The organism is Paenibacillus sp. FSL H7-0442 (genome assembly GCF_038593105.1).
Lineage (GTDB): Bacteria > Bacillota > Bacilli > Paenibacillales > Paenibacillaceae > Paenibacillus > Paenibacillus polymyxa_D.
Window position 1 is genome coordinate 3,132,050 of record NZ_CP151963.1, and the last position, 22,297, is coordinate 3,154,346.

At 40.7% G+C, this 22,297-nt stretch carries 21 protein-coding genes and 3 pseudogenes; 9 read left to right on the forward strand and 15 right to left on the reverse strand.

Going from position 1 to position 22,297, the window contains the following annotated elements; all coding sequences use genetic code 11:
* Positions 1 to 55: 55 nt before the first annotated feature.
* A complete protein-coding gene (gene metH / locus MHH57_RS13570; protein WP_342434210.1) occupies positions 56 to 3,496 on the reverse strand; it encodes a methionine synthase in 3,441 nt (1,146 codons plus the stop codon).
* Between the two features lie 281 nt (positions 3,497 to 3,777).
* Here metH and MHH57_RS13575 point away from each other — a divergent pair, with 281 nt between their 5' ends.
* Entirely contained in the window at positions 3,778 to 4,320 is a 543-nt protein-coding gene (locus MHH57_RS13575; RefSeq protein ID WP_029517415.1) for a cupin domain-containing protein, read from the forward strand.
* Between the two features lie 100 nt (positions 4,321 to 4,420).
* Here MHH57_RS13575 and MHH57_RS13580 read toward each other — a convergent pair whose 3' ends face one another.
* From MHH57_RS13580 to MHH57_RS13595, 4 genes are all read right to left on the reverse strand, one after another.
* The gene (locus MHH57_RS13580) at positions 4,421 to 5,215 is read right to left on the reverse strand and encodes an HAD family hydrolase (protein ID WP_029517414.1); all 795 of its coding nucleotides are present in this window, start codon (positions 5,213 to 5,215) and stop codon (positions 4,421 to 4,423) included.
* A 154-nt stretch (positions 5,216 to 5,369) separates the two neighbouring features.
* Positions 5,370 to 5,879: a hypothetical protein gene (locus tag MHH57_RS13585; protein WP_025724118.1), complete on the reverse strand. Its 510-nt coding sequence runs from the start codon at positions 5,877 to 5,879 to the stop codon at positions 5,370 to 5,372.
* 120 nt (positions 5,880 to 5,999) lie between these two features.
* Positions 6,000 to 6,206, reverse strand: a complete 207-nt coding sequence (locus MHH57_RS13590; RefSeq protein WP_029517413.1) for a DUF896 domain-containing protein — start codon at positions 6,204 to 6,206, stop codon at positions 6,000 to 6,002.
* 108 nt (positions 6,207 to 6,314) lie between these two features.
* Positions 6,315 to 6,683, reverse strand: a complete 369-nt coding sequence (locus MHH57_RS13595) for a LysM peptidoglycan-binding domain-containing protein (RefSeq protein ID WP_049816988.1) — start codon at positions 6,681 to 6,683, stop codon at positions 6,315 to 6,317.
* Between the two features lie 187 nt (positions 6,684 to 6,870).
* Here MHH57_RS13595 and lexA point away from each other — a divergent pair, with 187 nt between their 5' ends.
* From lexA to MHH57_RS13620, 5 genes are all read left to right on the forward strand, one after another.
* Positions 6,871 to 7,497, forward strand: a complete 627-nt coding sequence (gene lexA / locus MHH57_RS13600) for a transcriptional repressor LexA (RefSeq protein ID WP_013310545.1) — start codon at positions 6,871 to 6,873, stop codon at positions 7,495 to 7,497.
* 283 nt (positions 7,498 to 7,780) lie between these two features.
* A complete protein-coding gene (locus MHH57_RS13605; protein WP_029517411.1) occupies positions 7,781 to 8,083 on the forward strand; it encodes a hypothetical protein in 303 nt (100 codons plus the stop codon).
* 235 nt (positions 8,084 to 8,318) lie between these two features.
* Positions 8,319 to 8,483, forward strand: coding sequence for a hypothetical protein (locus MHH57_RS13610; protein WP_013310546.1), 165 nt, complete (start codon positions 8,319 to 8,321; stop codon positions 8,481 to 8,483).
* 40 nt (positions 8,484 to 8,523) lie between these two features.
* Positions 8,524 to 8,664 (forward strand): hypothetical protein, encoded by a 141-nt coding sequence (locus tag MHH57_RS13615; protein WP_165146693.1) that lies wholly within the window; start codon positions 8,524 to 8,526, stop codon positions 8,662 to 8,664.
* Between the two features lie 228 nt (positions 8,665 to 8,892).
* On the forward strand, positions 8,893 to 9,432 hold the full coding sequence (locus MHH57_RS13620) for a GNAT family N-acetyltransferase (protein ID WP_029517410.1): 540 nt from the start codon (positions 8,893 to 8,895) through the stop codon (positions 9,430 to 9,432).
* Between the two features lie 221 nt (positions 9,433 to 9,653).
* On the opposite strand, the pseudogene tet reads toward MHH57_RS13620, so the two are convergent.
* A pseudogene (tet, locus tag MHH57_RS13625) lies at positions 9,654 to 11,029 on the reverse strand (Tet(L)/Tet(K)/Tet(45) family tetracycline efflux MFS transporter).
* Between the two features lie 603 nt (positions 11,030 to 11,632).
* Between tet and MHH57_RS13630 the strand changes: the two are divergent.
* Positions 11,633 to 11,953, forward strand: a complete 321-nt coding sequence (locus tag MHH57_RS13630; protein WP_029517409.1) for a hypothetical protein — start codon at positions 11,633 to 11,635, stop codon at positions 11,951 to 11,953.
* A 985-nt stretch (positions 11,954 to 12,938) separates the two neighbouring features.
* Here MHH57_RS13630 and MHH57_RS13635 read toward each other — a convergent pair.
* From MHH57_RS13635 to MHH57_RS13655, 5 genes and pseudogenes are all read right to left on the reverse strand, one after another.
* Positions 12,939 to 13,046 (reverse strand): sporulation protein YjcZ, encoded by a 108-nt coding sequence (locus MHH57_RS13635; protein WP_080658622.1) that lies wholly within the window; start codon positions 13,044 to 13,046, stop codon positions 12,939 to 12,941.
* Between the two features lie 676 nt (positions 13,047 to 13,722).
* Entirely contained in the window at positions 13,723 to 14,112 is a 390-nt protein-coding gene (locus MHH57_RS13640; RefSeq protein ID WP_039271255.1) for a hypothetical protein, read from the reverse strand.
* A 20-nt stretch (positions 14,113 to 14,132) separates the two neighbouring features.
* On the reverse strand, positions 14,133 to 15,050 hold the full coding sequence (locus MHH57_RS13645) for a hypothetical protein (protein ID WP_342434211.1): 918 nt from the start codon (positions 15,048 to 15,050) through the stop codon (positions 14,133 to 14,135).
* Positions 15,051 to 15,521: 471 nt separating this feature from the next.
* A complete protein-coding gene (locus MHH57_RS13650) occupies positions 15,522 to 16,325 on the reverse strand; it encodes a discoidin domain-containing protein (RefSeq protein WP_039271252.1) in 804 nt (267 codons plus the stop codon).
* Between the two features lie 170 nt (positions 16,326 to 16,495).
* Positions 16,496 to 16,630 (reverse strand): annotated as a pseudogene (locus MHH57_RS13655) (sporulation protein); the annotation flags it as partial.
* A 36-nt stretch (positions 16,631 to 16,666) separates the two neighbouring features.
* Between MHH57_RS13655 and MHH57_RS13660 the strand changes: the two are divergent.
* Positions 16,667 to 16,972: a hypothetical protein gene (locus tag MHH57_RS13660; protein WP_342434212.1), complete on the forward strand. Its 306-nt coding sequence runs from the start codon at positions 16,667 to 16,669 to the stop codon at positions 16,970 to 16,972.
* Positions 16,973 to 17,788: 816 nt separating this feature from the next.
* On the opposite strand, the gene MHH57_RS13665 is transcribed toward MHH57_RS13660, so the two are convergent.
* The 4 genes and pseudogenes from MHH57_RS13665 to MHH57_RS13680 all read right to left on the reverse strand — a co-directional run bounded on the left by MHH57_RS13665 (position 17,789) and on the right by MHH57_RS13680 (position 19,667).
* Positions 17,789 to 18,112 carry a hypothetical protein gene (locus MHH57_RS13665; RefSeq protein ID WP_342424938.1) on the reverse strand — a complete coding sequence of 108 codons (324 nt, stop codon included), beginning with the start codon at positions 18,110 to 18,112 and terminating at the stop codon, positions 17,789 to 17,791.
* Between the two features lie 232 nt (positions 18,113 to 18,344).
* Positions 18,345 to 18,539 carry a copper amine oxidase N-terminal domain-containing protein gene (locus tag MHH57_RS13670; RefSeq protein ID WP_238437740.1) on the reverse strand — a complete coding sequence of 65 codons (195 nt, stop codon included), beginning with the start codon at positions 18,537 to 18,539 and terminating at the stop codon, positions 18,345 to 18,347.
* A gap of 98 nt (positions 18,540 to 18,637) precedes the next feature.
* Positions 18,638 to 19,297: pseudogene (locus MHH57_RS13675) on the reverse strand (glycoside hydrolase family 25 protein); the annotation flags it as partial.
* Complete coding sequence (locus MHH57_RS13680; protein WP_238794834.1) at positions 19,275 to 19,667, reverse strand: phage holin family protein; 393 nt, start codon at positions 19,665 to 19,667, stop codon at positions 19,275 to 19,277. The gene MHH57_RS13680 and the pseudogene MHH57_RS13675, both read right to left, overlap by 23 nt.
* 623 nt (positions 19,668 to 20,290) lie before the next feature.
* On the opposite strand from MHH57_RS13680, the gene abc-f reads away from it, so the two are divergent.
* A complete protein-coding gene (gene abc-f / locus MHH57_RS13685; RefSeq protein WP_342434213.1) occupies positions 20,291 to 21,778 on the forward strand; it encodes an ABC-F type ribosomal protection protein in 1,488 nt (495 codons plus the stop codon).
* Positions 21,779 to 22,297: the final 519 nt, after the last annotated feature.

Below are 22,297 nucleotides of genomic sequence, written 5' to 3' on the forward strand. Positions count from 1 at the left end.
CAGCAAAAAACCTCCGAAGCTCGGAGGGTATTTGCTATCCCATCTGATAAAGGTGTTAAACCTTTTCGACGTTAAAATACTGCGCCTGAGGGTGGCTGAACACCATGGCTGATACAGAAGCCTCCGGTTCCATCATAAACCCTTCCGTCAGCTCAACGCCAATATCCTCAGGTTTTAACAACTGGAACAACGGCCCCTGTTCCTCCAGATCTGGACATGCAGGGTAGCCAAAGGATACCCGAATGCCTTGATATCTGGCACCGTGCCGCTGTTTCATTGTCATATCGGCAGGGTCCGGAAAACCCCAGCTATCCCTGATAATATGGTGAAGCCGTTCCGCTAACCCTTCTGCTACTTCGAGTGCTACCGCTTGAAGTGCATGCGAGCGCAGATAATCCCCTTTATCTTTCCACTGGGTAGATATCTGCTGAATCCCATGACCAGCTGTAACGACCATGAAACCCACATAGTCCATAACTCCGGATTCCACTGATTTCAAGAAATCAGCCAGACACAGATAAGGCTCTACCTGCTGGCGCGGAAATGTAAATGTGTGCAGTACCTTGCTCACATCCGACGGATCATAGATCAGAATTTGATTCCCTTGCGACTGCGCTGGAAAGAAACGATACATGGCATGTGCCTGGATGATTCCGTCTGTCACAGCTTCAAACATGATGCTGTCCACGGTTTCCTTCAACTGAATCGCTTTCGGATCTTCCGAAGCCAGCAGCTGCTCAACATTGCCTTTTAAACCAAGATGATGCCCCATTAGCATCTGCATATTCACGTAAGGCAAAATATAATTCAGTGGATAGTTACGCAGTACATGGCGATCCGTATCTGGTGGAATATAGACGGGCAGATCCTGAGCAATGTTAGAGCGCACAGCTCGAGTGAGTTTAGGGAGCGGCTTGGCTTCCACGACGATTGCCGCTTCAGCTTCTCGCTCAGCCTCCATCTCCTCGGCCATTTTTTTACGGGACTCAGGATTCATAAGCTTATTGGCAATATCTAGGCCATCCATAGCATCCTTTGCATAGGCAACCAGACCATCATACTCAGGACGGATACGATTTTTAGTGAACTTACGTGTTAAAGCAGCTCCACCCACCATTATTGGAATATCAATATTCGCATTTTTCAAATCCTGTGCGGTCAGCACCATTTGTTGTGCCGATTTAACAAGCAACCCGGATAAGCCAATCATGTCGGCCTTTTCTTCACGGTAAGCCTCAATAATGCGTTCTGGTGGTACTTTTATACCCAGATTCACAATATGGTAACCATTGTTGGATAGAATAATCTCCACCAGATTCTTACCAATGTCATGCACATCACCTTTGACTGTAGCCAACAAAATCTTACCTTTTACTGAGGATTCATTCTTCTCCATGAACGGCTCTAAATAAGCCACGGACGCCTTCATCACTTCAGCGCTTTGCAGCACCTCTGCTACAATCAATTCGTTATTGTTAAACAGTCGTCCTACTTCCTCCATCCCCTTCATCAGCGGGCCGTTAATAATCTCCAGCGAAGAATATTTCACAAGCGCTTGCTCCAGATCCGGAATGAGTCCCTCCTTACTTCCCTCCACTACGTAGGAAGCCAGTCTTTCTTCGAGCGAAAGGTTTGATATCTTTTCTTTTTTCTCCACTTTCTTGTTACGAAAAGCTGCTACAAAAGCGGATAAAGTATCGTCATTTGTTTTATAGATCAAGTCTTCCGCAAGTTTCCGCTCATGCTCTGGAATGGATGCATAACGCTCAAGCTTCTCAGTGTTTACAATCGCATAGTCCAGACCTGCTTTGGTACATTCATATAAGTAGACGGAATTGAGCACTTCACGACCCGCTTCCGGCAAACCAAAAGAAACGTTACTGATGCCCAAGATAGTATGCACTCCGGGAAGCGCCTCTTTAATAATGCGAATACCCTCAATCGTTTCCTTAGCTGAACCGATATATTGCTCATCACCTGTTCCTACTGGAAATACAAGCGTATCAAAAATTAGATCCTCCGCTGCCAAACCGTAACGGTTCACCAACAGATCATAAGAACGTTTAGCTACCTCAAGCTTATCCTCACGTGAAATAGCCTGTCCGCGTTCATCAATCGTACCAACAACAACAGCTGCGCCGTACTTATGAATAAGAGGAGCCATGTTCTCAAATTTCTCTTCACCATCCTCCAGATTAATGGAGTTAATAATCGCCTTACCTTGCGAATATTGAAGTGCTTTATCAATGACTTTAATATCCGTTGTATCTATCACCAAAGGTACTTTTACCTTGTTTACAACCAGTTTCAAAAACGCTTCCATATCCGTCATTTCATCGCGGTCCGGGTCCTGCACACAAATATCAATGACATGCGCTCCGCTTTTTACCTGAGCACGGGCAATTTCAGACGCCTCTTCATATTTGCCTTCCACAATCAAACGCTTGAATTTGCGGGAGCCAAGAACATTTGTTCGCTCACCAACCATATACGGACGATTGTCCTGTTCAATATATACAGGCTCAATGCCTGATACGGCAGGAGGATGATGACCTACCAGCGGACGCGGCTCAAACTGCGACATACTTTCACTCATAACTCGAATATGCTCAGGCGTGGTACCACAACATCCCCCAGCAATATTCAACCAGCCTTTTTCAGCGAAAGCAGCCATTTTACGTGCTAATGAATCAGGCGATTCATGGTATTGGCCATTTTCATCGGGCAAGCCCGCATTTGGATAACAGCTAATAGCTGCAGAGGACATTTCAGACAGAGAGCGAATATGATCACGCATAAACTCTGGACCCGTAGCACAATTCAACCCAATCGAAATTGGATGTAAGTGTTCCAGTGATATGGAAAAGGATTCGATATTTTGTCCGGCCAACGTCGTTCCCATAGGCTCAATCGTGCCTGAAATCATTAGCGGAAGCTCGATACCTGTCTGCTCAAAAGCCTGCCGAATTCCGATACTTCCAGCCTTGACGTTAAGCGTATCCTGTGAGGTCTCCAAAAGGAGTACATCCACGCCGCCTTCAATAAGTGCCAAGGCCTGCTCTTGATAGCTGTCAACCAGCTCAGCAAATGTAACACCGCCTGTGACAGACAAGGTTTTCGTGGTTGGGCCCATAGCTCCTACTACAAAACGAGGCTTGTCCGCAGTGCTGTATTTATCCACCGCGTTACGCGCCAGCTTGGCCGCCACCAGATTAATTTCACGGGCACGTTCTGGTATATCGTAATCCGCCAAAACGACGGATGTTGCTCCAAATGTATTCGTTTCAATTAGGTCTGCTCCGGCCTTCAAGTATGCTTCATGAATCCCTTGAATGACATCCGGTCTCGTTAAGACCAGCATTTCATTACAGCCCTCCAGCTCTTCCCCACCAAAATCATCGGGGGAAAGGTCTTCCTGTTGAATCATGGTGCCCATGGCCCCATCAAGAAGGAGTATTCTTCGTTGTAATGCATCCTGCAAGCTAACTTTATCCAAATTTCTTCACCCCCGCAAAACGTTAAATCCTAGTTTAGCAGAAACCGTATCATTTAGATAGATTGAAGTAAAAACATACGTTTTATACAGGTTGTTCTTTGTAAAAACGACTTCTCTTATCCATTTTTATAGTTTGTAGCATTATTAAACGTACTTAACCCTGCATCCTTTAGCTATGTTCATTTGCATTATAAAATGTTGAAATCCTGTATTGTACAACGTTTCAAGACATGGTATTCTTTATACAACATTAATCCAAGTGGAAAAGAGGGGATAAACACATGGCCGAAATCTTAATACGTAATACGAATGAAAGAATTAGCGGTGAAGAACAAGTACGTGAATTTCTGGAGAGTCACGAGATATTGTATGAACATTGGGATGCTTCCAAATTGTCCGGGGAACTGCAAGAGAACTTTACCTTAACAGATGATCAAAAGGCCGCTGTTCTCAAAACATTTGAACCCGAAATCAAGGATTTAGCCGCACGTCGCGGATATAAAATATGGGACGTTATCACTCTATCTGAAGCAACGCCGAATTTGGACGATCTGCTGGCCAAGTTTGAGCAAATTCACACCCATACCGAGGATGAAATCCGTGCCATTGTCGCTGGTAAAGGCATCTTTATCATTAAAGGACCTGAAGAGATCGGCTATTTTAACGTAGAGCTTTCACCGGGGGACGTTATCTCCGTACCCGAAAATATACCTCACTTTTTCACTTTAATGGAGAATCAAAAGATCGTGGCAGTCCGCTTGTTCATTGAAGAAAATGGCTGGATTGCGGAACCGTTCGAAGATCCAACCTTCATTAAAGCATAATTACGAATTTATCCTTGTGTAAATAAAAAACTCCCTCTGCTCTGTGACAATCGAGCGAAGGGAGTTTTCTTAATACTCGTTTCCAAAGACTGTGGATTTCTTACTTTAACGATTGAATAATTCCGTCCAATTCAGACAGATGCTTGATTTGGAACTTCGGCTTGATCTCTGTGGTATTGGTTTTGGCGTTTCGGTTCACCCACACCGAGTGAACACCTGCTGCCAACGCTCCTTGAATATCAGTCGTCAGCTTATCTCCTACCATTAAAGCATGTTCAGGCTCAATACCAAGAAGCCCCAACGCATGCTGGAATATAGACGGATCAGGCTTGCCTCGACCAAATGAACCTGAAATGACCACATGATCAAAGAAAGGAGCTAATTGAGGAACTCCATCCAGTTTCTCCTGTTGTAAATCAGGGGAACCGTTTGTCAATAATAATAGCTTGTATTGTCCCTTCAATTGTTCTAGAATTTCAAACGTTTCTTCATATACATGGGGACGTGCGCGTCTTTCCGAAGCAAATTGGGTAGCCAGCTTTTCCGCCAACTTCTCATTATCTATCCCTAGTTGCTGGAGTCCTCTGCGCCATGATTCCTTTCGATAAACAGGGGCCAACTGTTCCAATTGACGGAATTCAGGTTGCTCACCTGCTGTAAAATTCGCCCACAATCCTTCAAACGGATTAATGCCGATCATTTGAGTAAAACTAAAAGTTTCATAGGATTCATACAAAGCGCGTGCTTCTTTACGTACGGCTTCCTCCAAAGCTTTTGGATCAACACCTGCTTCACGGGAGCCTGTTTGACACGCTGCATCAAATGCCTCTTCTACACTACGTTCATCCCACAAAAGGGTATCATCAAGATCAAACATTACCGCCTGAATCGTCATCTGAATTATCCACTCTCTTTCCACAGTATATGTACGCCTATTTGCTTGATTAAGCATTTGAATCGTTATGTGTGCCCATATTAAGCAAGCGGCCGCAGCATGTTATATGAAATAACATCATACGGCCTTTGTTACAGAGTACAGGCTAAATCAGTTATTTCTTGTCAACCTGTATCTGATTGGATAGCGCAAACTTCTCAAGTCGCTCTGCAATGGCATCCGTGTCATAGCGACCTAATGATTTTGTGAAAATAAAATTACCACCCTTACCTTTTCTTTCAACGGTTACGTAACCCTTTTCAATCTTGATGGCTTTCATGTCCCCAGCGGTCATTGGACGTTCCCTACCACCTTTCAGCATATAGAGAGTATCCTTTCCCACTTTCAGATAAGGACGACGGATAAAAAAGATAACAGCCAGCATCAAGTACAGGCCGAATACAAGCCAATCCATCCCTCGCATACCGGTCTTAGTCAAAAAGTAACTCATAAGCATGTACAATACAGAAAGACCAGCCAGCATAATTGGCACAGTAATGTTACGTCCACGGAAAATATCCATTGCAGAACCTGCGCCGCTAATGGTTTGAATACCTTGCTTTTTGCGCGATTTATTTAAATGCGCTGTGTTTTTGCGTACTTTTCTTTCAAATGATCGGGCCATCTCTCAATTCCTTCCCAGATATATTACATTAAAACAATTGCCTCAAAGCTGATCTATATAGATACCATGAGAGGTACCTAAAACAAAAGGCAAATTGCAGGCTTGGGCGCTTTAACAACATTAATGCTTCAGCCCGTCATTTCCCTTCGATGTATCATCGTCCACAAATTCAATCGTTTCTAGCTGCTGCCGAAAATTACGGCGAATGTTACCTAAATAAATTTCCCGAAGGTTGGCACGTTCTGTGGTTTCCTCTTCTGTTAATCCCTCGGATTTTGCTTTGCGCGCTAATTCATTAATGCGCTGTACCAAGCTGTCTATATCCAAATTGTGTCCCCTCCATAAAAGCAAAGATATAATACACTTTGACATGTAGAAAAGAGCTTGTCAAGGCTCCCGCATTACGCTCCCTGACAAGCTCTAATAGTCTATAGATCATAAGTCAGGAAGCTTGAGTACCTGACCTGCCTGCACTCCCCGATCCTCTAAACCGTTAATCCGCACAATTCCTTCTATATATACCCGTGTATCCATTCGTTCCGGTTTATGATTCGCGGCAATCTGCCACAACGTATCCCCAGGTTGTACTGTCAGTTTAGTCACTTCTTCCTTGGAAGCTGAAGGAGCCGCGAAAACCGTAAGTACACCTGCTCCTGCAATCCAAGCAACAATCATTATAATAAGAAGCTTAAGTAAAAGAGTATGGGTAATAATCTGCATAAAACGCGCCCTACCCTCTTTTCGGGTCTCCTGTAAATTTTCTATATTCATTGGAAAAATACTTTGATAGGTGCTATATTTCATCATGGTTGTGTCCTCCAAACGTTTGTTCTTATGTTTTCACAATATAACACGAACGTTTGTTTTGTTCAATAGAAAAGAGAACAAAAGTTCGCAATTATTTTTAGGGATTATTTAGAACTTATGTTTGTACGAACGGAGGTTCTATGCTATAATTTTCCCAAACGTTACTAAATGGGGTTGATACGGTATGTCTAAGATTTCGAGCCGCCAGCAGGCCATTCTTGAATTTATCCGCAATGAAGTGCGTCTAAAGGGATACCCCCCTTCTGTACGCGAAATAGGCGAGGCTGTCGGATTGGCCTCCAGTTCTACGGTTCACGGTCATTTGGATCGTTTAGAGAAAAAAGGACTCATTCGCCGCGATCCTACAAAACCACGGGCTATTGAGTTACTCGGTCAAGACGAATCGGATAACAGCAACTTGATTAATTACTCCATTAGTCGTGTCCCCGTCGTCGGCAAAGTAACCGCTGGTCTTCCTATTACGGCGACAGAAAATATTGAAGATTACTTTCCTCTTCCCCAACACTTTGTTGGTGAGGATAAAATATTCATGTTATCTGTTGTAGGCGAAAGCATGATTGAGGCTGGGATTGCTAACGGAGACTATGTAATCGTACGTCAGCAGCAGACCGCTGATAATGGCGATATTGTTGTAGCTATGACAGATGAAGACGAAGCTACAGTTAAAACCTTCTACAAAGAAAAAGATCATATCCGGCTTCAACCTGAAAATCCAGCCTTTGAACCGCTTCGTCTGACACACGTCAGTATTTTGGGCAAAGTTGTAGGACTCTTCCGGGACTTCCACTGATTTCTCGTTCTTCCTTCCCCGTTATTCTATCCCCTAATACAAAACCGGCTGCCTAGGGCAAGCCGGTTTTGTATTGTTATTATGCTTACTATGTATCTCACAACTATTCTTTCCTTTTTGCAACCTATTCCTATTGTATCTACTATAAAATCAGCCTCATCATCTCAAATAATCCCCCACTGATCTTGAACAGCTATACTGTTATGGGAAAAACTAATAGATCTTTCTTTCTTTTAGCTAAATATGGTATATTAATTACTCATAGCTCTGTAGGAGGAATTAAATGAAAAAAATAATAATTTCAGCGTTTGTTATGATATTTATCGTCGTAAGCTGTGCAGTTCCAACAATGGATCATTTGTATGCAGAAGAGAAATCACACATAACAACCTACGATCGTATTCAGTACATACAAATACTCATCCATTTCAGGTATTTAGAAAAGCAACTTGAAGCTGTAATTTCCGAAAGAAATAATTACCCAGAGGCCAGCCAAGAATATAAACAGCTCTCAGAACAACTGAATCATATTCTTGCCCAAGAGGCATACTACGAAAAAAAACTTAACACCCTTAATAGTAAATAATTTTCATACAAACTGCATATTATCTTTATTCTACACATTAGACTCATGCCGACCTGCCTGTAACATCTCCTGCAACGTAAAGTTGAAAAGGCGAAGACAGGTTCGCATGAGTTTTTTTGTTAACCTTTAGGGATATAGGTACTAGCTTCTTTTTGCTTCTAATAGATTTATGCTGATACATTACTATCACAATTGACATATATATATAGCAGAACTAAGCAAAGGAGATATGCAGATGATCAGAAATAGAGTTAAAACGTATAAGCATCGCATCGGGAAAAACAGATATCTGGTCGTTAAAGTCTTTCAAGCCGCAGCTGCTAAAACAGGAAGCGGAAATGCACTAGCAACCAATGCCTTGAATATCAAAATTTCCAAGCGTAAGCATAAACGCCACTAAGATTCAACCGCACCTTCATTTCTTGAAGGGAGGTGATATTATGAGCAGAAGACATTGCAGACGTGATTTAAGAAGAAGAAGATTGAACATCCGTTCCAATCAAAGAGCCACTGCGCGTGCAAGAGGTAACGCACTGGCTGTTAATTTGTTTAGCGTAAACGATAGACAACGCAGACGTTAATAATCGTTTTCATGCAAAAAGCGGGAGAAATTCTTCCTGCTTTTTTGTGTTAAGCAGCACACCTAACTACTGCTATGAATCGTTTAAGCAAGCGGACGAGATCGTAAATATCACACATAGTTGAACAGTCGCTACTATTTTACTCTTTTATAAATCTAACAGACAGGAAAAAGTGGTTCTCTTTTAGAATAATGTGCATAGAGAAATTAAACCAGAAGGAGACAAGCCATGATAATTAAAATGTCACTTTCAAATATGGGGGATTTTAAAAAGTCAAATGAGAATAACGGCTTTATTGTGTCAGGAAAAATTATACCTAAATACGAGAACAACATTTGGTCATATATAGAAGAAAGTTTTCCCGAACCATATTTTAAACAGTATGAGGATGATGACGTCGATATCAGTTATATTAATGAACAAGGAAAATCTATTTTTTTATATTATGATGAGAACGACTGTGTTGGGAAAATTAAACTTTGTACTAATTGGAATGGCTATGCTCTAATTGAGGATATTGTCGTCGCTAAAGACTGGAGACACAAGGGAATCGGAGCAGCCTTATTGAGTAAAGCAACCGAGTGGGCTAAGCAGAATAATCTTGTTGGCCTTATGCTTGAAACACAGGATGTGAATATTTTAGCTTGTCAATTCTATGCTAAAAATAACTTTGTAATCGGCGGAGTTGATACTATGCTATATTCTAATTTTTCCACAGCCCATGAGAAAGCGATTTTTTGGTATTATAAGTTTAAGTATTCAAATTAGCCTATCCTTCTGTAATAAGGCCGAATTTAAAAACAATACTATCTTGTACGCACACTTTGCATTGCTACTTTTCCCGTATCTAGTAAAATCAAACTGATCAGCACACAAAACTCTGCCGGCCAATTAAGGTTAGCAGAGCTTTTGATTTATTTTCAGAGTATTCACTTACTTCAAACGTGAGGATGCGATCATTTTCAGCATGTAATCCTTTTTTGCTCTTATCAGGAATCTGAAACTGAACGTCTATATACAATAACAGATAAAATCCCGCTAATTATAATGACCACTGAAAAAATCAATAACATATTGCTATATAAATAAGCAGATGGAAAATTAATGATTGGTATAAATTTTTGATGAATAAGACGTATTGACAATAAGCCTCCTACAACTGAAATCCCCGTTCCTTCTGATAAAAAGCTTATAAAATTAAGCAAGCTCATTCCTGCGCCAGCTTCTTCTTGTTTTAAACTACTTGAAACAATAGTGGATATTACTGTTTTAATAAAAGAAAGACCACCGAAAACAAAGACTAGAATAATAGACATCAGCCAAGGTGTCATTTCAATAAAGAAAGCAGCTACCAAAAAACTGACGGCAAGAAATGCAACGCCGACTGCTAGCACATGTAAGGAACCTTTCTTATCAACAAGTGCTCCTCCAAGAAAACCAAAGAAAATAACACTTATCGTTCCAGGAAAAATAATTCCACTGCCAAACATTGCGGTACTTAAGTGGTGAACGTCTTTCATCATATAAGGGACCATAGAAACAAATCCAGCTACGGTACCAAACATAAGCCCGCCACAAAGGATTCCTATCATAAATGCAGTATTTTTCCCCAATGAAGGATCAACAAAAGAATTGGTTACTTGTCTGATATGTTTTAAAAAGATCAAGAAAAATAGAACACTTATCACCAGAAAAGAAATTCTGTAAGAAGTTGTATACAACATAAACAATACAATACCTAGAGATATAAGCACGATTCCTGCAATGTCAAACGAGCCCTTTGAAATGACTTCCTTTTTCAATAATTTTATCAGGAAGGGAACAGTTACAAACGTTAAAACAGGAAGAAGCAGTAAATAAGCCAATGAATATAATGAGCAATCACCCCACCAATAGCCGGTCCTATCCCTTCACCCATTGCTACGATAGACCCGATGAGGCCATATGCCTTTCCCCTGTTTTCTTTTGGGATATAGCGAGCAACTACGACCATCACAAGTGAAGGAAATGCAGCTGCACCAATCCCTTGTATAAATCGCCCCAAGATAAGTGTTGGAAAAAAAGTATGTCCCACAAATCCAATTAATGATCCTATGCAATTCACTATGATTCCAAACAGGAGCAACCTTTTAATACCTAACTGATCAGATAGCTTTCCGTATACAGCTGTTCATATAGAAAAGCTTAGCATAAAGACAGTATTCACCCAATTTGTAATGGCAGGTGTTTTATTGAATTCATCAGCAATATCAGGTAAAGAGATATTAAGAACCATTTCATTTAACACACTTAAAAACGAAAGAACACAAAGCCACATTAAAATTTGGTTATGGCGCAAAACGGACTGTGAATAAGGGGTTTTCACTTTTGACCCTCCAGAAATAATATACATTCAAGACATGAGTGTAGCCTTGCTCCATATCATTGGAGGTTTAATACAGCGCCTATTCCATACGAGAAAATGTAATGATCTTTTGGTCACCATCCCAGCCCCCTATGATTACAATATAGAGCGTATATCGCTCTTGTGGTCCCCTCTTCCAAAACCAGCAGACGCGCCTTTATGTCCATCACACTGCTACCTGTTTTTATCTCCAGTCCTTCATGTTGGACCACGTCATTGCTCAGTAGAATAATTGTACAGTATTGGTAATAGCGTTTTGATATCGGGTAACAAAGCGTTCAGCTTCTTTATTACCTGTCGTTTTCCGTATACTGTACAGATCAGAACAATGAACGATAAAAGCGGATACAACTATTGTGCAACAATAGCGGAATTAGACGGTTGCCAAAGTGACACTGAACTTTTACAGATGTTTATGATGGTGTACGTGAAGCCAAGGAGAAGAATATGGGGGCGATATTCCTGTGCCAGTAGGATAGACAAGAACCTAATTAAGCGTACAATCGCAGCACGTTAGATACATTTAAACTAATCAGGAAATTATCCAAGTAGGAGGGAATAACCATGGCATTTGAAGGTTATAGAGAAGACAAGCGAGGACAATGGTTTGACTGGCCATTCCCCTTATCGGTATCAATACTGTATGTGGATGCGGATGTAGATGAAACAGAAACGAAATGGTACCTCATTATCGAACAAGAAAAACATTTGATCCGAATTAGGGATGAAAAGCAAATTGAACTGCTTCATCACTGCATGTATGGAATTTTGTTAAATGACGAGAATATCAACTGGATTATTGATAAAAATGGCGGTAGATTTACCTATCACGACAGTGTGCAAGATTTCATCAAATTCCAGAAAGAATACCTGGATATATTTTAAAAACCGTGAACAATTAAAAGCTCTGCCGACCAATTAAGGTAACAGAGCTTTTCGATTTATTTAGAGTATTCACTTACTTAAATACACTTTTGGAATCAAGCCGACTTTAGAGCAGTGGAAAAGGCTACGATCCGGCGTGGATCAATCGTTGTCAAGCGGTTTGCCGACCGTTAATAGCAGTTTCATAGTCTTAATTTTCACACTCTTGGTACTAACTTCTCCATATGTATTAGTTGTGATTTCGTACTGGCAAGGTCATTATTGTGAGTTATTGGTGCTTTTTGGGCAATTAGTTAAAGCTAAAGCTCACGTATCGTCACAATACATGTATGGGCTTTGGCTATTTTTTAGAACCCCCACCGTTGTCGTGAAATTCACTATTCTGTACCGTTACGTCGGAAAATCCTTTTATATGGAGCCCCATATTTGTATTTTAATCTCTATGTTCTTTCTCAAAGAGTACCTTATCGTTCACATAGCTACTACCTTCCAACGGAATACCATAATTTGCAATTATATCATAACTAGGTGCTTTATCAGGCTCGGTTGCTGCTTCACCATCTACTGTTAAATTTTAAATAATTACATTCAATACCCGGTTTGAATTGTTCGAAGTTAAACCCTAGTTAGCATCAATTTGCAGCACTGTAGCCCCTTACCTACTGTGGTAAAAGTAACATTACTCTTTAGATATATTGGTTTTTTGATGCTGTAATTACATTTGTTTACTTCAACCTTCATCCTACCATCTCTTTGAGAATTTTATCTAACAGAAGCCTGATAAGCCAGCAGTGGTCTTGACTCGCTACTGAAAAGATAAAATGAAATACAATAAGCGCAAAACTATTATGGCAGGAATCCACCAAGTATTTGCCGAAAGAGAAGCGAATACGGTGGCTATTGCCAAATAGCTTATGCGCTCAATGGGCTCAACTATTGAATATCCATGAGTGAAGTGATATTTTCCAACAGTTCTTTTTACAAACTAAACCCAAAGTGATTTAGTGATGATAACTAAGAGAATAAAGAGCACTAAAATTGCCGCTGTAGAAGTCCATACACCGCCGCCACCTGTATTTTCATAGGCACCCATCTCTTTTAACCTCCTTTATTTGTCGTTACCTTAATATATGTTTAAATACGTTCTATGATAGGGCATGCAGGTAAATAAAAAAACACTAGCTTAGCTAGTGGTCAAGTCCCCATTTTATAGACACGGAAAAAAGCCCCTAGACTATAAGCTGCTTTCGGTATTCTTTCGGAGGCAACTTATTTAACTTTCGTTGTGATCGACTTTGATTATAAAATCGAATATAGTAGCCAGTTATGTGAGTCCTTCATTACTTGTAATTAAAGGAGATGGGAAGATATCTTTCGAATACATCGCTTTAAACATCAATATATCGGTCTATATATCCTGTCCGTATCTGTATCAATCACGAAACCAACATCTGTGTCATCTTCAAAACGTAATCGATCAAAATTATGAAGTCGACAAAATATATCAGGTAAATCTCTAATATTAAGACTCAGCATTTTTGCTTGTATATACTTTTGATATAGTTCTTCTTGTGTGCATAGGGGACCAGTAATCAAATTCTGAAAAAAGAAACCTTCAATTTTAATAATCATAATATCACCACTGGTGGTAACCATTCTTTATAAATTTAAAATACTTACATAACAATAGCTCAACTAAAGCGCATGTTAAGTTAACCTTTGTGAACAAGTTAAATCTCCCTTGCCACCACATTTGTTTATGATAGCTTCTATTTTTCCGTTAATTTATTAAATATCTCTCTATCTTCGGAAGTAAAGTCGGAAATCCGTTTCTTTTTCACGTATGTGTTGGTACTTGAATCCAATTTGATGAAGCCATTTTCCCCAACCATATATACGATATTTTTTTTTATCTTATATGACACAATATTATCAACAGCTTTTTCCGTTGGAGCAGCAAGATGATTATAAAGTATTAAACAGTTGTCCCGCCCCCCTCTCAAAATTTGAAAAGTCCCGTCACCAAAATATTCTACGGTATCTTTGCCATCTGGGTATTTATAGTTCGTATTATCCGCAAAATTTACTAGAAAAATTATAGTAGTAGTTATAACTAGTAGAGAGACCAAGATCAAAATAAAGATATATCTAAACTTCATCTGCAATTCACACCTCACTTCTAGGCTTTTCTTGTATCAGTTACTGTTACATAAGACGTATACTCATTGAGTGTTCCCCATGATTCCATTATATTTGTTAGATTGGCCGCAGCCCAACCGAGTTTGTTGTTCCCAGTAAACATTCGTTTAAAATTAAACTCGAAATTATATTTATCATAATATATTGTAGTAATTTTCCATTGCCCGTCAACGTAATCCCCATTTATTTCATAATACATGTTGTGAAAAGCATTATATAAATCTCTATCACTTTCTAATTGCGCAGATCCATTATAAGAAAAACTTTTAACTTTTTTACCATTAGCTTTTTTGACTTCATCATTAACTATTGCGATGTGCTCTTTAGATTTTTTAACTTGCTGCGCCTCATATGACCACTCGTTAAAGTGTAAATTTCCTGGTTTGTAGTCAAGTGAATGTTGAAGTAAATGGGCTGTGATGTCCCCGTACTTCTTTCGAGCTATAGGAACAGCTACTAATGCAAATGCTTTACGATCAGGATAATGTATTACAGTGTCTGTCGAATCTTTTACCTTCTCTACGCCTCGTACCCAAGTCTTTTCTAGTTCTACCATAGGATTTTCAAACGGAAAAGTAATATTTCCTGCATACACTAACATATTCTTACTATATGCACCTTCCAGTACTTTTGGCGAGACATCAGACTGATCCTTTTCTCTTGTTTCCTTAGATTCTAACTGAGGACTGTATTGAATTTTTCTCAATTGATCTTCTTTTTGTTTTAGAACAAGTTCAAACTCAAGGATCTCTTTACTGGTATCAATCTGTTCTTGATACTTAACTACATAAGCATGTGTAAACGTAATATCTCGGATTGTGTTTTCATTTCTATCGATTTGGATATTACATTTGCGATAGTAATCCTCACTATCAGGTTTATATTCTGTTTTGCCCATGTATACAGCATGTTGGAATTATCCGCATTGTCTATAACTGTAGGAAGCGAATGAAGCGGAATTTTGCTTCGAATATGTAGCGAATGAGCCAAGTTTGTAGACTTAGCTGAAAGGTTTATGGAACTATTATTCTTATAAGTAAAGCCAGTGATTTCACCTTTTACAAACTCAATTGGCTCACCACCGGATTTGCGTTCTATTCTTAATGAAATACTCATTAAAACAATCTCCTTTGTTAATTTAATCTGGTTTTGTAGGAAAAATTTATGAAAACTAATTTCCAAATATTAATATATACGAAAAATATTAAATAGTAAACATATTTTCAACGTGATAAAGGACATCAATTGAGTTTCGTAACCTCGGCAAATTATATGAAGAAGCTAAAACGAAATATAATTCAGCCTAACACGAACCTGTTAGAAACGTTAAAAGCTCTGCCGACCAATTAAGGTTAGCAGAGCTTTTTATTTATTTAGAGTATTCACTTACTTCAAACGTTAGGATACGATCATATAGCATGTAATCCTTACGGCTACTGAATGGGCCTTTATTGTTATCGTGCTTATTGATAGCATATGATGCTGATCCAGAACCAGCCTGCTTGCTTTCGTACCAGGCAATAAAGTCATTGACTTCTTTCATGCTTAGGTCGAATTCCTTTTCCAAACCAGTTGTCATGGTAACTACCAGAATTGCACGATCCCCGTTTGGAGTCGGTTCCTCTGTTCCTGGGTTAGGAGTGGAACTTGATACTTTAGACATCATCTCCAATTCGCTAAGAGCTAGATACTGACTTCCATTATTACCTGTAATATTAATTCTATAATCCTTGTATGAATTAGAATTAGAGAAAGCGAATTTTTTTGGAGTACTATCTACCCATCCACTGATATTTGACTGAGTGTCTAGCACGTTCCAAGTAACCCCATCATTTGAGCCTTCGAAAGTCCAGTCTTTAGGGGCACGATCAGTTGCCGTTGTCTGTGGATATATAACATATTGCTCAATAACTTCGGCTTTAGGAAAATCATATCTTAACCAAGCAGAAGTTGTACTTGATGTCCATGCACTAGCAATTGTCGCAAATTCCTTGTTAAACGCCTCATATGCATATGAATATTCATTACTTGCGCTTGCTACTCCAGATGGCAAAATGTTAGTTGTCATATGCGGAACCAGATTTTCTGAATACTCTGCTTCAGCCGCAAAAACATTCGATAAGGGTAAAGATAAAAGAACTAAAAATAAAATCGTTATACATGCTTTCTTCATTAAATGATCCTCCAATATGTTTGATAGAACTAAGAATAATTTAATTGAGGAAATGTGTCTAAACATAAACTTGCTTATCTATAAATATGTTCTATATTTTTGCATATTTATTTTTTATTGGGTATTAAAAAGGACTCATTCCAGCTTCTATACTGGTTGAGTCCTTGTTTTTATTTCACGATAAACCTCACTTTGATTCCATCAGCATACTTTTCTAACTGATGACTTACCCATGATCCTGCTCCCCGGTTATCACTAGGGGTTATGTATCTGATATCAGCACCTACGCCACCTTCTCCACACATTCTATCGTCACACTAAAAAAAGAGAAAATAACTTCAATGTCCAGCAGTAATGATAAGCTGCTCCTCATAACCACTCGATTCATTAATGGTGGCAATCCAGAGTATAGTCTGATTGATATTGCAACAGGTAAGCGCACCAAAATAAAGTTGCCTATTTTATCCCGCCAATTTGTCTATATGTCCCCGGACGGCAAGGGTATCTATTATTTGGGTAGCGCCTCTGAGAAAAATGAGGAGGACGGACGAGGCGTATATTATTATGATTTCACATCGAAAATTCAAACCCCCATTTTCATACAAAAAGAGGGTTTTATCAATAACTTCATACTGCTGAACAAGTAATTATTCTGTTGAACTATGCCAAAAAGCCGGAAAGAAGTTTACGCTTTCTCTCCGGCTTTCTTTATCTGATTCCAATCACTAAACCTATTGCGTAACTTCTCCCACAGTCGCACCTTTGAGCACTCTTCTCTTACTAGCTTGGCTTAGTAGAGCTTTTAGTGTTTACTTTGAAATTGTATCCGATTAGTCTATTCCGTAGTAACAGTCGTTTGTTCGGGTGTTTTTGGCGCAGTAATAGGGGCAGGAGCAGGACTTTTTGCACAAATCCTTAAAAACCAAGATAAGGGCAAAGGAATTACGATTAACTTGATGCGTACAGGATATTCCATCACAAGCAACTCTTAATTCCCATCTTTAACAGCCCCCCATCGGAGTACAAGATAGGCATAATGAGTAAAGGGAGCTGATATTATCTATAATTCATTCACTTCAATATTTTTCATTGTACTTGCTATAATAATTCAAATTACAATACGAAAATTGGAGCCTCGGATAAGTAAACGCACAATGTTGAAAGTGAGAATTGCAATAACAACAACAGTCCTGCTTATCGGAGTCGTATTGTATATAATTGACCCTCAGTGGTGGATCGTGATTGCTTTTGCAATATTTTTCTGTATACTGCTTTTTGTGAATTTTTTGAAAAGACGTAGTAAATCACATTGATTTATGATTTGCATGCTCAGCGTTTAATAAGAGCCTTCCTTAAATGGAGGGCTTTTATATTACATATCAAATCTTATGGGTACATCCTATATGACCAAAAACAAAAAAAGCCCCACCAGCCGAAGCCAGCAGGGCATTAGTTTTTTAGATTTACTCCGTAATGACTGGAGTTTGTACGGAATCTACTGATGCAGAAATAGGCTCGGGTGCAGATTGAACCTGAGCGTCTGGCATTACCTCAGCCGTAGCCTGTGCCAAGAAATCATTAAGCTTTGCAGCCAGATCCGATACAGCTTCCTTAGCTGCTACTTGTGCCGCTTCCTCATTTGGCTGTGCTTCAGTAGCGAGTACCGCTTTTGTTTTAGCCTTATACTCCAGATATGCCTTCTCAATTGCTGCTTGTAACTCCGTAGACGATACCACAATGCCCTGTTCCGTAAGCCGTAAGGATGCATACTGTAAAGCCTCTTGCATCTTATGAACCCCACCAGCATCTTTAAACGTAGTCTGGGCAAGTGCAAAGCCTCACCTGCTACTTTATGGATTACCTCACGTTGTGCTGCCGTTGTACGCGCTTCTAGCCACACGTTAACCTTAGTCTTGAGTTTAATTCAGACCTCCTAAAACAAATGCTGTAAGCACACCCGCAGCGGCTGTGACAATGGTATTTACATAGGCTGTACAGTTTCGATAATTGTTTGCATGATTACTTTTCCCCTTTCGTTTTCAACGATGCGATTTTATTTTTTGAATCCCAGGACACTACAGCACCGTATGCCGCCGCAACGGGTCTGAGCTGCACGTATGCCACTCCTTCGACCAGTTGGATAAATTGCAGCTTGGCTCCATTTAAATAAGCGACCTTGAGACTGGTGTCCCAATGACACGATAAGCCTAACACAGTAGCAAGCACACGCAGCGGAACATACGTCCTGCCACTATAGAGCAGCGTCTTCCCTACACCTGTTTGCCATTTACGACGAACGTACCGGACGTGACTGTCTCCGGCTGCTCAGGGCGCTTTGTGAAACGTTCACGCAGCTCGTCCGCCGTACCATCATACTCATTCATATCCACGTTCCCTTTTATCCCTGCTACCTTGCCGCTGTCGCTGTATTGCCAAATATCCCAACGTTTCCACGTCACTGTGTCGCTTGGGACACGAGTATCACTGTACCGAGCTATCCATAATGGGTAACCACCCAAAGAGGCGTTAAAATTCGCTGCAAATGCATTACCTGTATAGACAATGGGCTTGCGTCCTGTAAGTCGCTCCAGTTCGAGAAGAAAAGCCAAAGCTACAGCGCTAATAAGCGTTTTGGACAGGTTACCGGGATTATTTTCATAATCCATTACAGGCGGCAAGTCTAGCGTTTTCCCACCACCTACCTGTTCCAATACTTCGGCAAAATGCCGCGCTTCCGCTTTAGCTGCCTCAACAGTGGTGGCATCTAAAAAGTGGTATGCACCCGGCAATACCCCGACTGCTCTGGCTCCTTTTGCATTCGTGGTGAATGTAGGATCAACGTAACGTTGCCCCTGGCTGGCGTTAATAAAAGCAAAAGATATACCATCTGCCTTGACCGCCTTCCAATCAATCTTTCCTTGATAACGGGATACGTCGATCCCTCTTGCATTACGGCTGTTTCGTCGTTGCATCCTCTTTCTCTCCTTCCTTACCACCTTTACTTTTCAAAACTTCTACGGCCTGTCGGATCACAGGCGGGATAGGAGCGCCGAGTCTGCCGCCATTCTCCAAAATGGACAGCAGTTCATTTGCCATATAAAAATAGGCGACCGCATCCCGGAAAAGGTGCGAATCGCCTAAGACTCCATTGATTAGATGAGATACAGCAACTATTGTAAAAATAAATACCTCTCGAGCGATACCGATAAGACCAATCTTGCTTTTTAAGCCGGGTCCGGTTCCCTTCTTACCTTCTGCGCCAGCGGCAAATAATCTGGTCACATAATCAATAATGACCAGCGCGAGCAACACCCCCAATACTATATACAATCCTTTAAGTATTTTTCTTTCCGGTGTGCTGGCTGTGAAGCAATGACAGCAGAAATGACTAACAGTCAATTCTTCAACTGGTCTTGTTAGATCCAGTTGTATATATCCATGTTGACTTTATTTTGCCATGGGTTTCATCACCTCCTCAAGACGCAAAATAAGCCCCTGAGTTATCAGAGACCTTCCATACTTAAATATTAAATTGGTTCTGCTGCTATAACGCTAGGTATTTTAAAAACCTATATGTTATCAACCTAATACGAACGAGCAGGATAGTTAAATAACAGTAATCAATCTAAGGAGCATGTCGAACTACGCGAGGCTTCAGCCTAACAGGGCTACGCAGGTTGTAGTTAAATTACTATTGTGATAAACTGGATGTAATTTGATGACGGGAGTTGAACGGATACATGTAGAACTTTCTTGCTTTGAGATCACGAAAAGAACGGACTCAGCGATCGGCTGTGGTCGTTTTATTCATCTCTGCAAGAAAGGTCTGCGTTTCGTTTGCGCTCCCTCTCCGGACAGTCATACGGCCCCTTGAAATGGGGCCGTATTTCCTCGTATGGATTAGAGCCGCAAGATAGCACCTTTCTTGCGGCTCTTTTTTATTTCCAAACGAAAGGATGACTGCCATGCCCGCCATTCAGGTAACCAATCTTACTTTTGCCTATCCAGGCAGCTATGACCCCATATTCGAAAATGTTCATTTTCAAATTGATACAGACTGGAAGTTGGGCTTTACGGGGCGAAACGGTCGGGGGAAAACGACGTTCTTAAACCTGTTGCAGGAGAAATACGAATACAGCGGTACGATCTCCACACCAGTCGCCTTTGATTATTTTCCGTTTCCCGTCGATCACCCGGAGTATTTGACCTTAGACGTCGTCGAAGAGATCGTGCCAAGCTATGAGAGCTGGAAGTTGATGCGCGAACTGAACCTCCTTATGGTTTCAGAAGACGTGTTGTACAGGCCATTCGAATCGCTGTCCCAAGGAGAACAGACGAAGGTATTGCTGGCCGTGCTATTCATCCAAGACAATCGATTTCTGCTCATCGACGAACCGACCAATCATCTCGACTTGCACGCACGCAAGCTTGTCGCCGATTATCTGAATACGAAGCGCGGTTTTATTCTTGTTTCACACGACCGGGCTTTTCTCGACCGCTGCGTGGATCATATTCTATCGATCAACAAAACGAATATCGAAATCCAAAAAGGCAACTTCTCCAGTTGGTGGACGAACAAAACTCGCCAAGATACGTTCGAAATGGCACAAAACGAAAAGCTGTACAAAGACATACAGCGTTTATCTGCTTCTGCTAAACGTACTAGCGGCTGGTCTTTCGAGACCGAAAAATCGAAGAACGGCACACGAAACTCCGGCTCCAAGCTTGACAAGGGATACGTCGGGCATAAGGCAGCGAAAATGATGAAACGCTCGAAATCCATCGAACAGCGGCAACACGCCGCTTTAGAGGAAAAATCGAAATTGCTCCGAAATATCGAACAGTCAGAAAGCCTTGCGATCTCTCAGCTCGTGTATCCCAAATCGGAATTGGCTATGCTGGATCACGTCACGATTTACTACGGGGAAAGAGCGGTTTGCAAGAACATTTGTCTGACGATCGAACCAGGAGATCGGATTGCAATTTCAGGTCCAAATGGTTCAGGTAAGTCTAGCTTGCTCCGCCTGCTGAACGATGAGACGCTACATTATACAGGTACGTTTCAGCGGGAGCCGCAGCTTCGCGTTTCCTATGTATCCCAGAATACTTCTCATCTGCGAGGAACGCTTTCCGATTATGCAGCAGAGCACAGAATTGACGAAAGCTTATTTAAGGCCGTGTTACGTAAGCTAGATTTCGCCCGCATCCAGTTTGAGAAGGATATATCGGCGTTTAGCGGCGGGCAGAAGAAGAAGGTTCTAATCGCGAGAAGCCTATGTGAGGAGGCTCATCTGCATATTTGGGACGAACCGCTCAACTTTATCGACGTGATTTCCCGGATGCAAATTGAGGAGCTGTTGCTTGAGTACACGCCGACCATTGTATTCGTGGAACATGATCGGGAATTTCATGACCGTGTCGCCACGAAAACGATTGAACTCGGTGGAGATTAGAAATTTACAAAGTGACTTGGAGTAAGACATGATTTAAACGGCAGAAAGCTTTGCACAACAACTTTTATGAAAAGGGAAGCGATTGAACTTAAGGGACACGAGAGTTCAATAGAACATCGGCAGTCTAGGATTTTATTTTATTTTCTTATCCATGGCTGCCGATTCTTTCTATTGGGGGCATTCTAATAGTTATTTCACTAAGACTGAGAGCTATATTATTCTACAGCGGGTTTTGCTTCCATAATATCGTCTCCCCTTATAAAAGAGTAAAAACCTCTCCAAACTGAAGCGACCCCTGTCAAGTGGACAGCTATCAAAAAGCAATATTTAAGTGCTCTGCCTCCCTCACGGTAGCCAACGAAAAATGACATCTGGCAAGAATGTCTTTAAATGGTGATTTCCGGAGGACTTTTTTGTGCTTTAAATAACTTCGCAAGTGCTCCTCTTATGAGCCAGATGCTTCATTTGATTTTAATTCATTCTTTGCAACATGTATTAGAGCAGCCAACGATGTGAAAA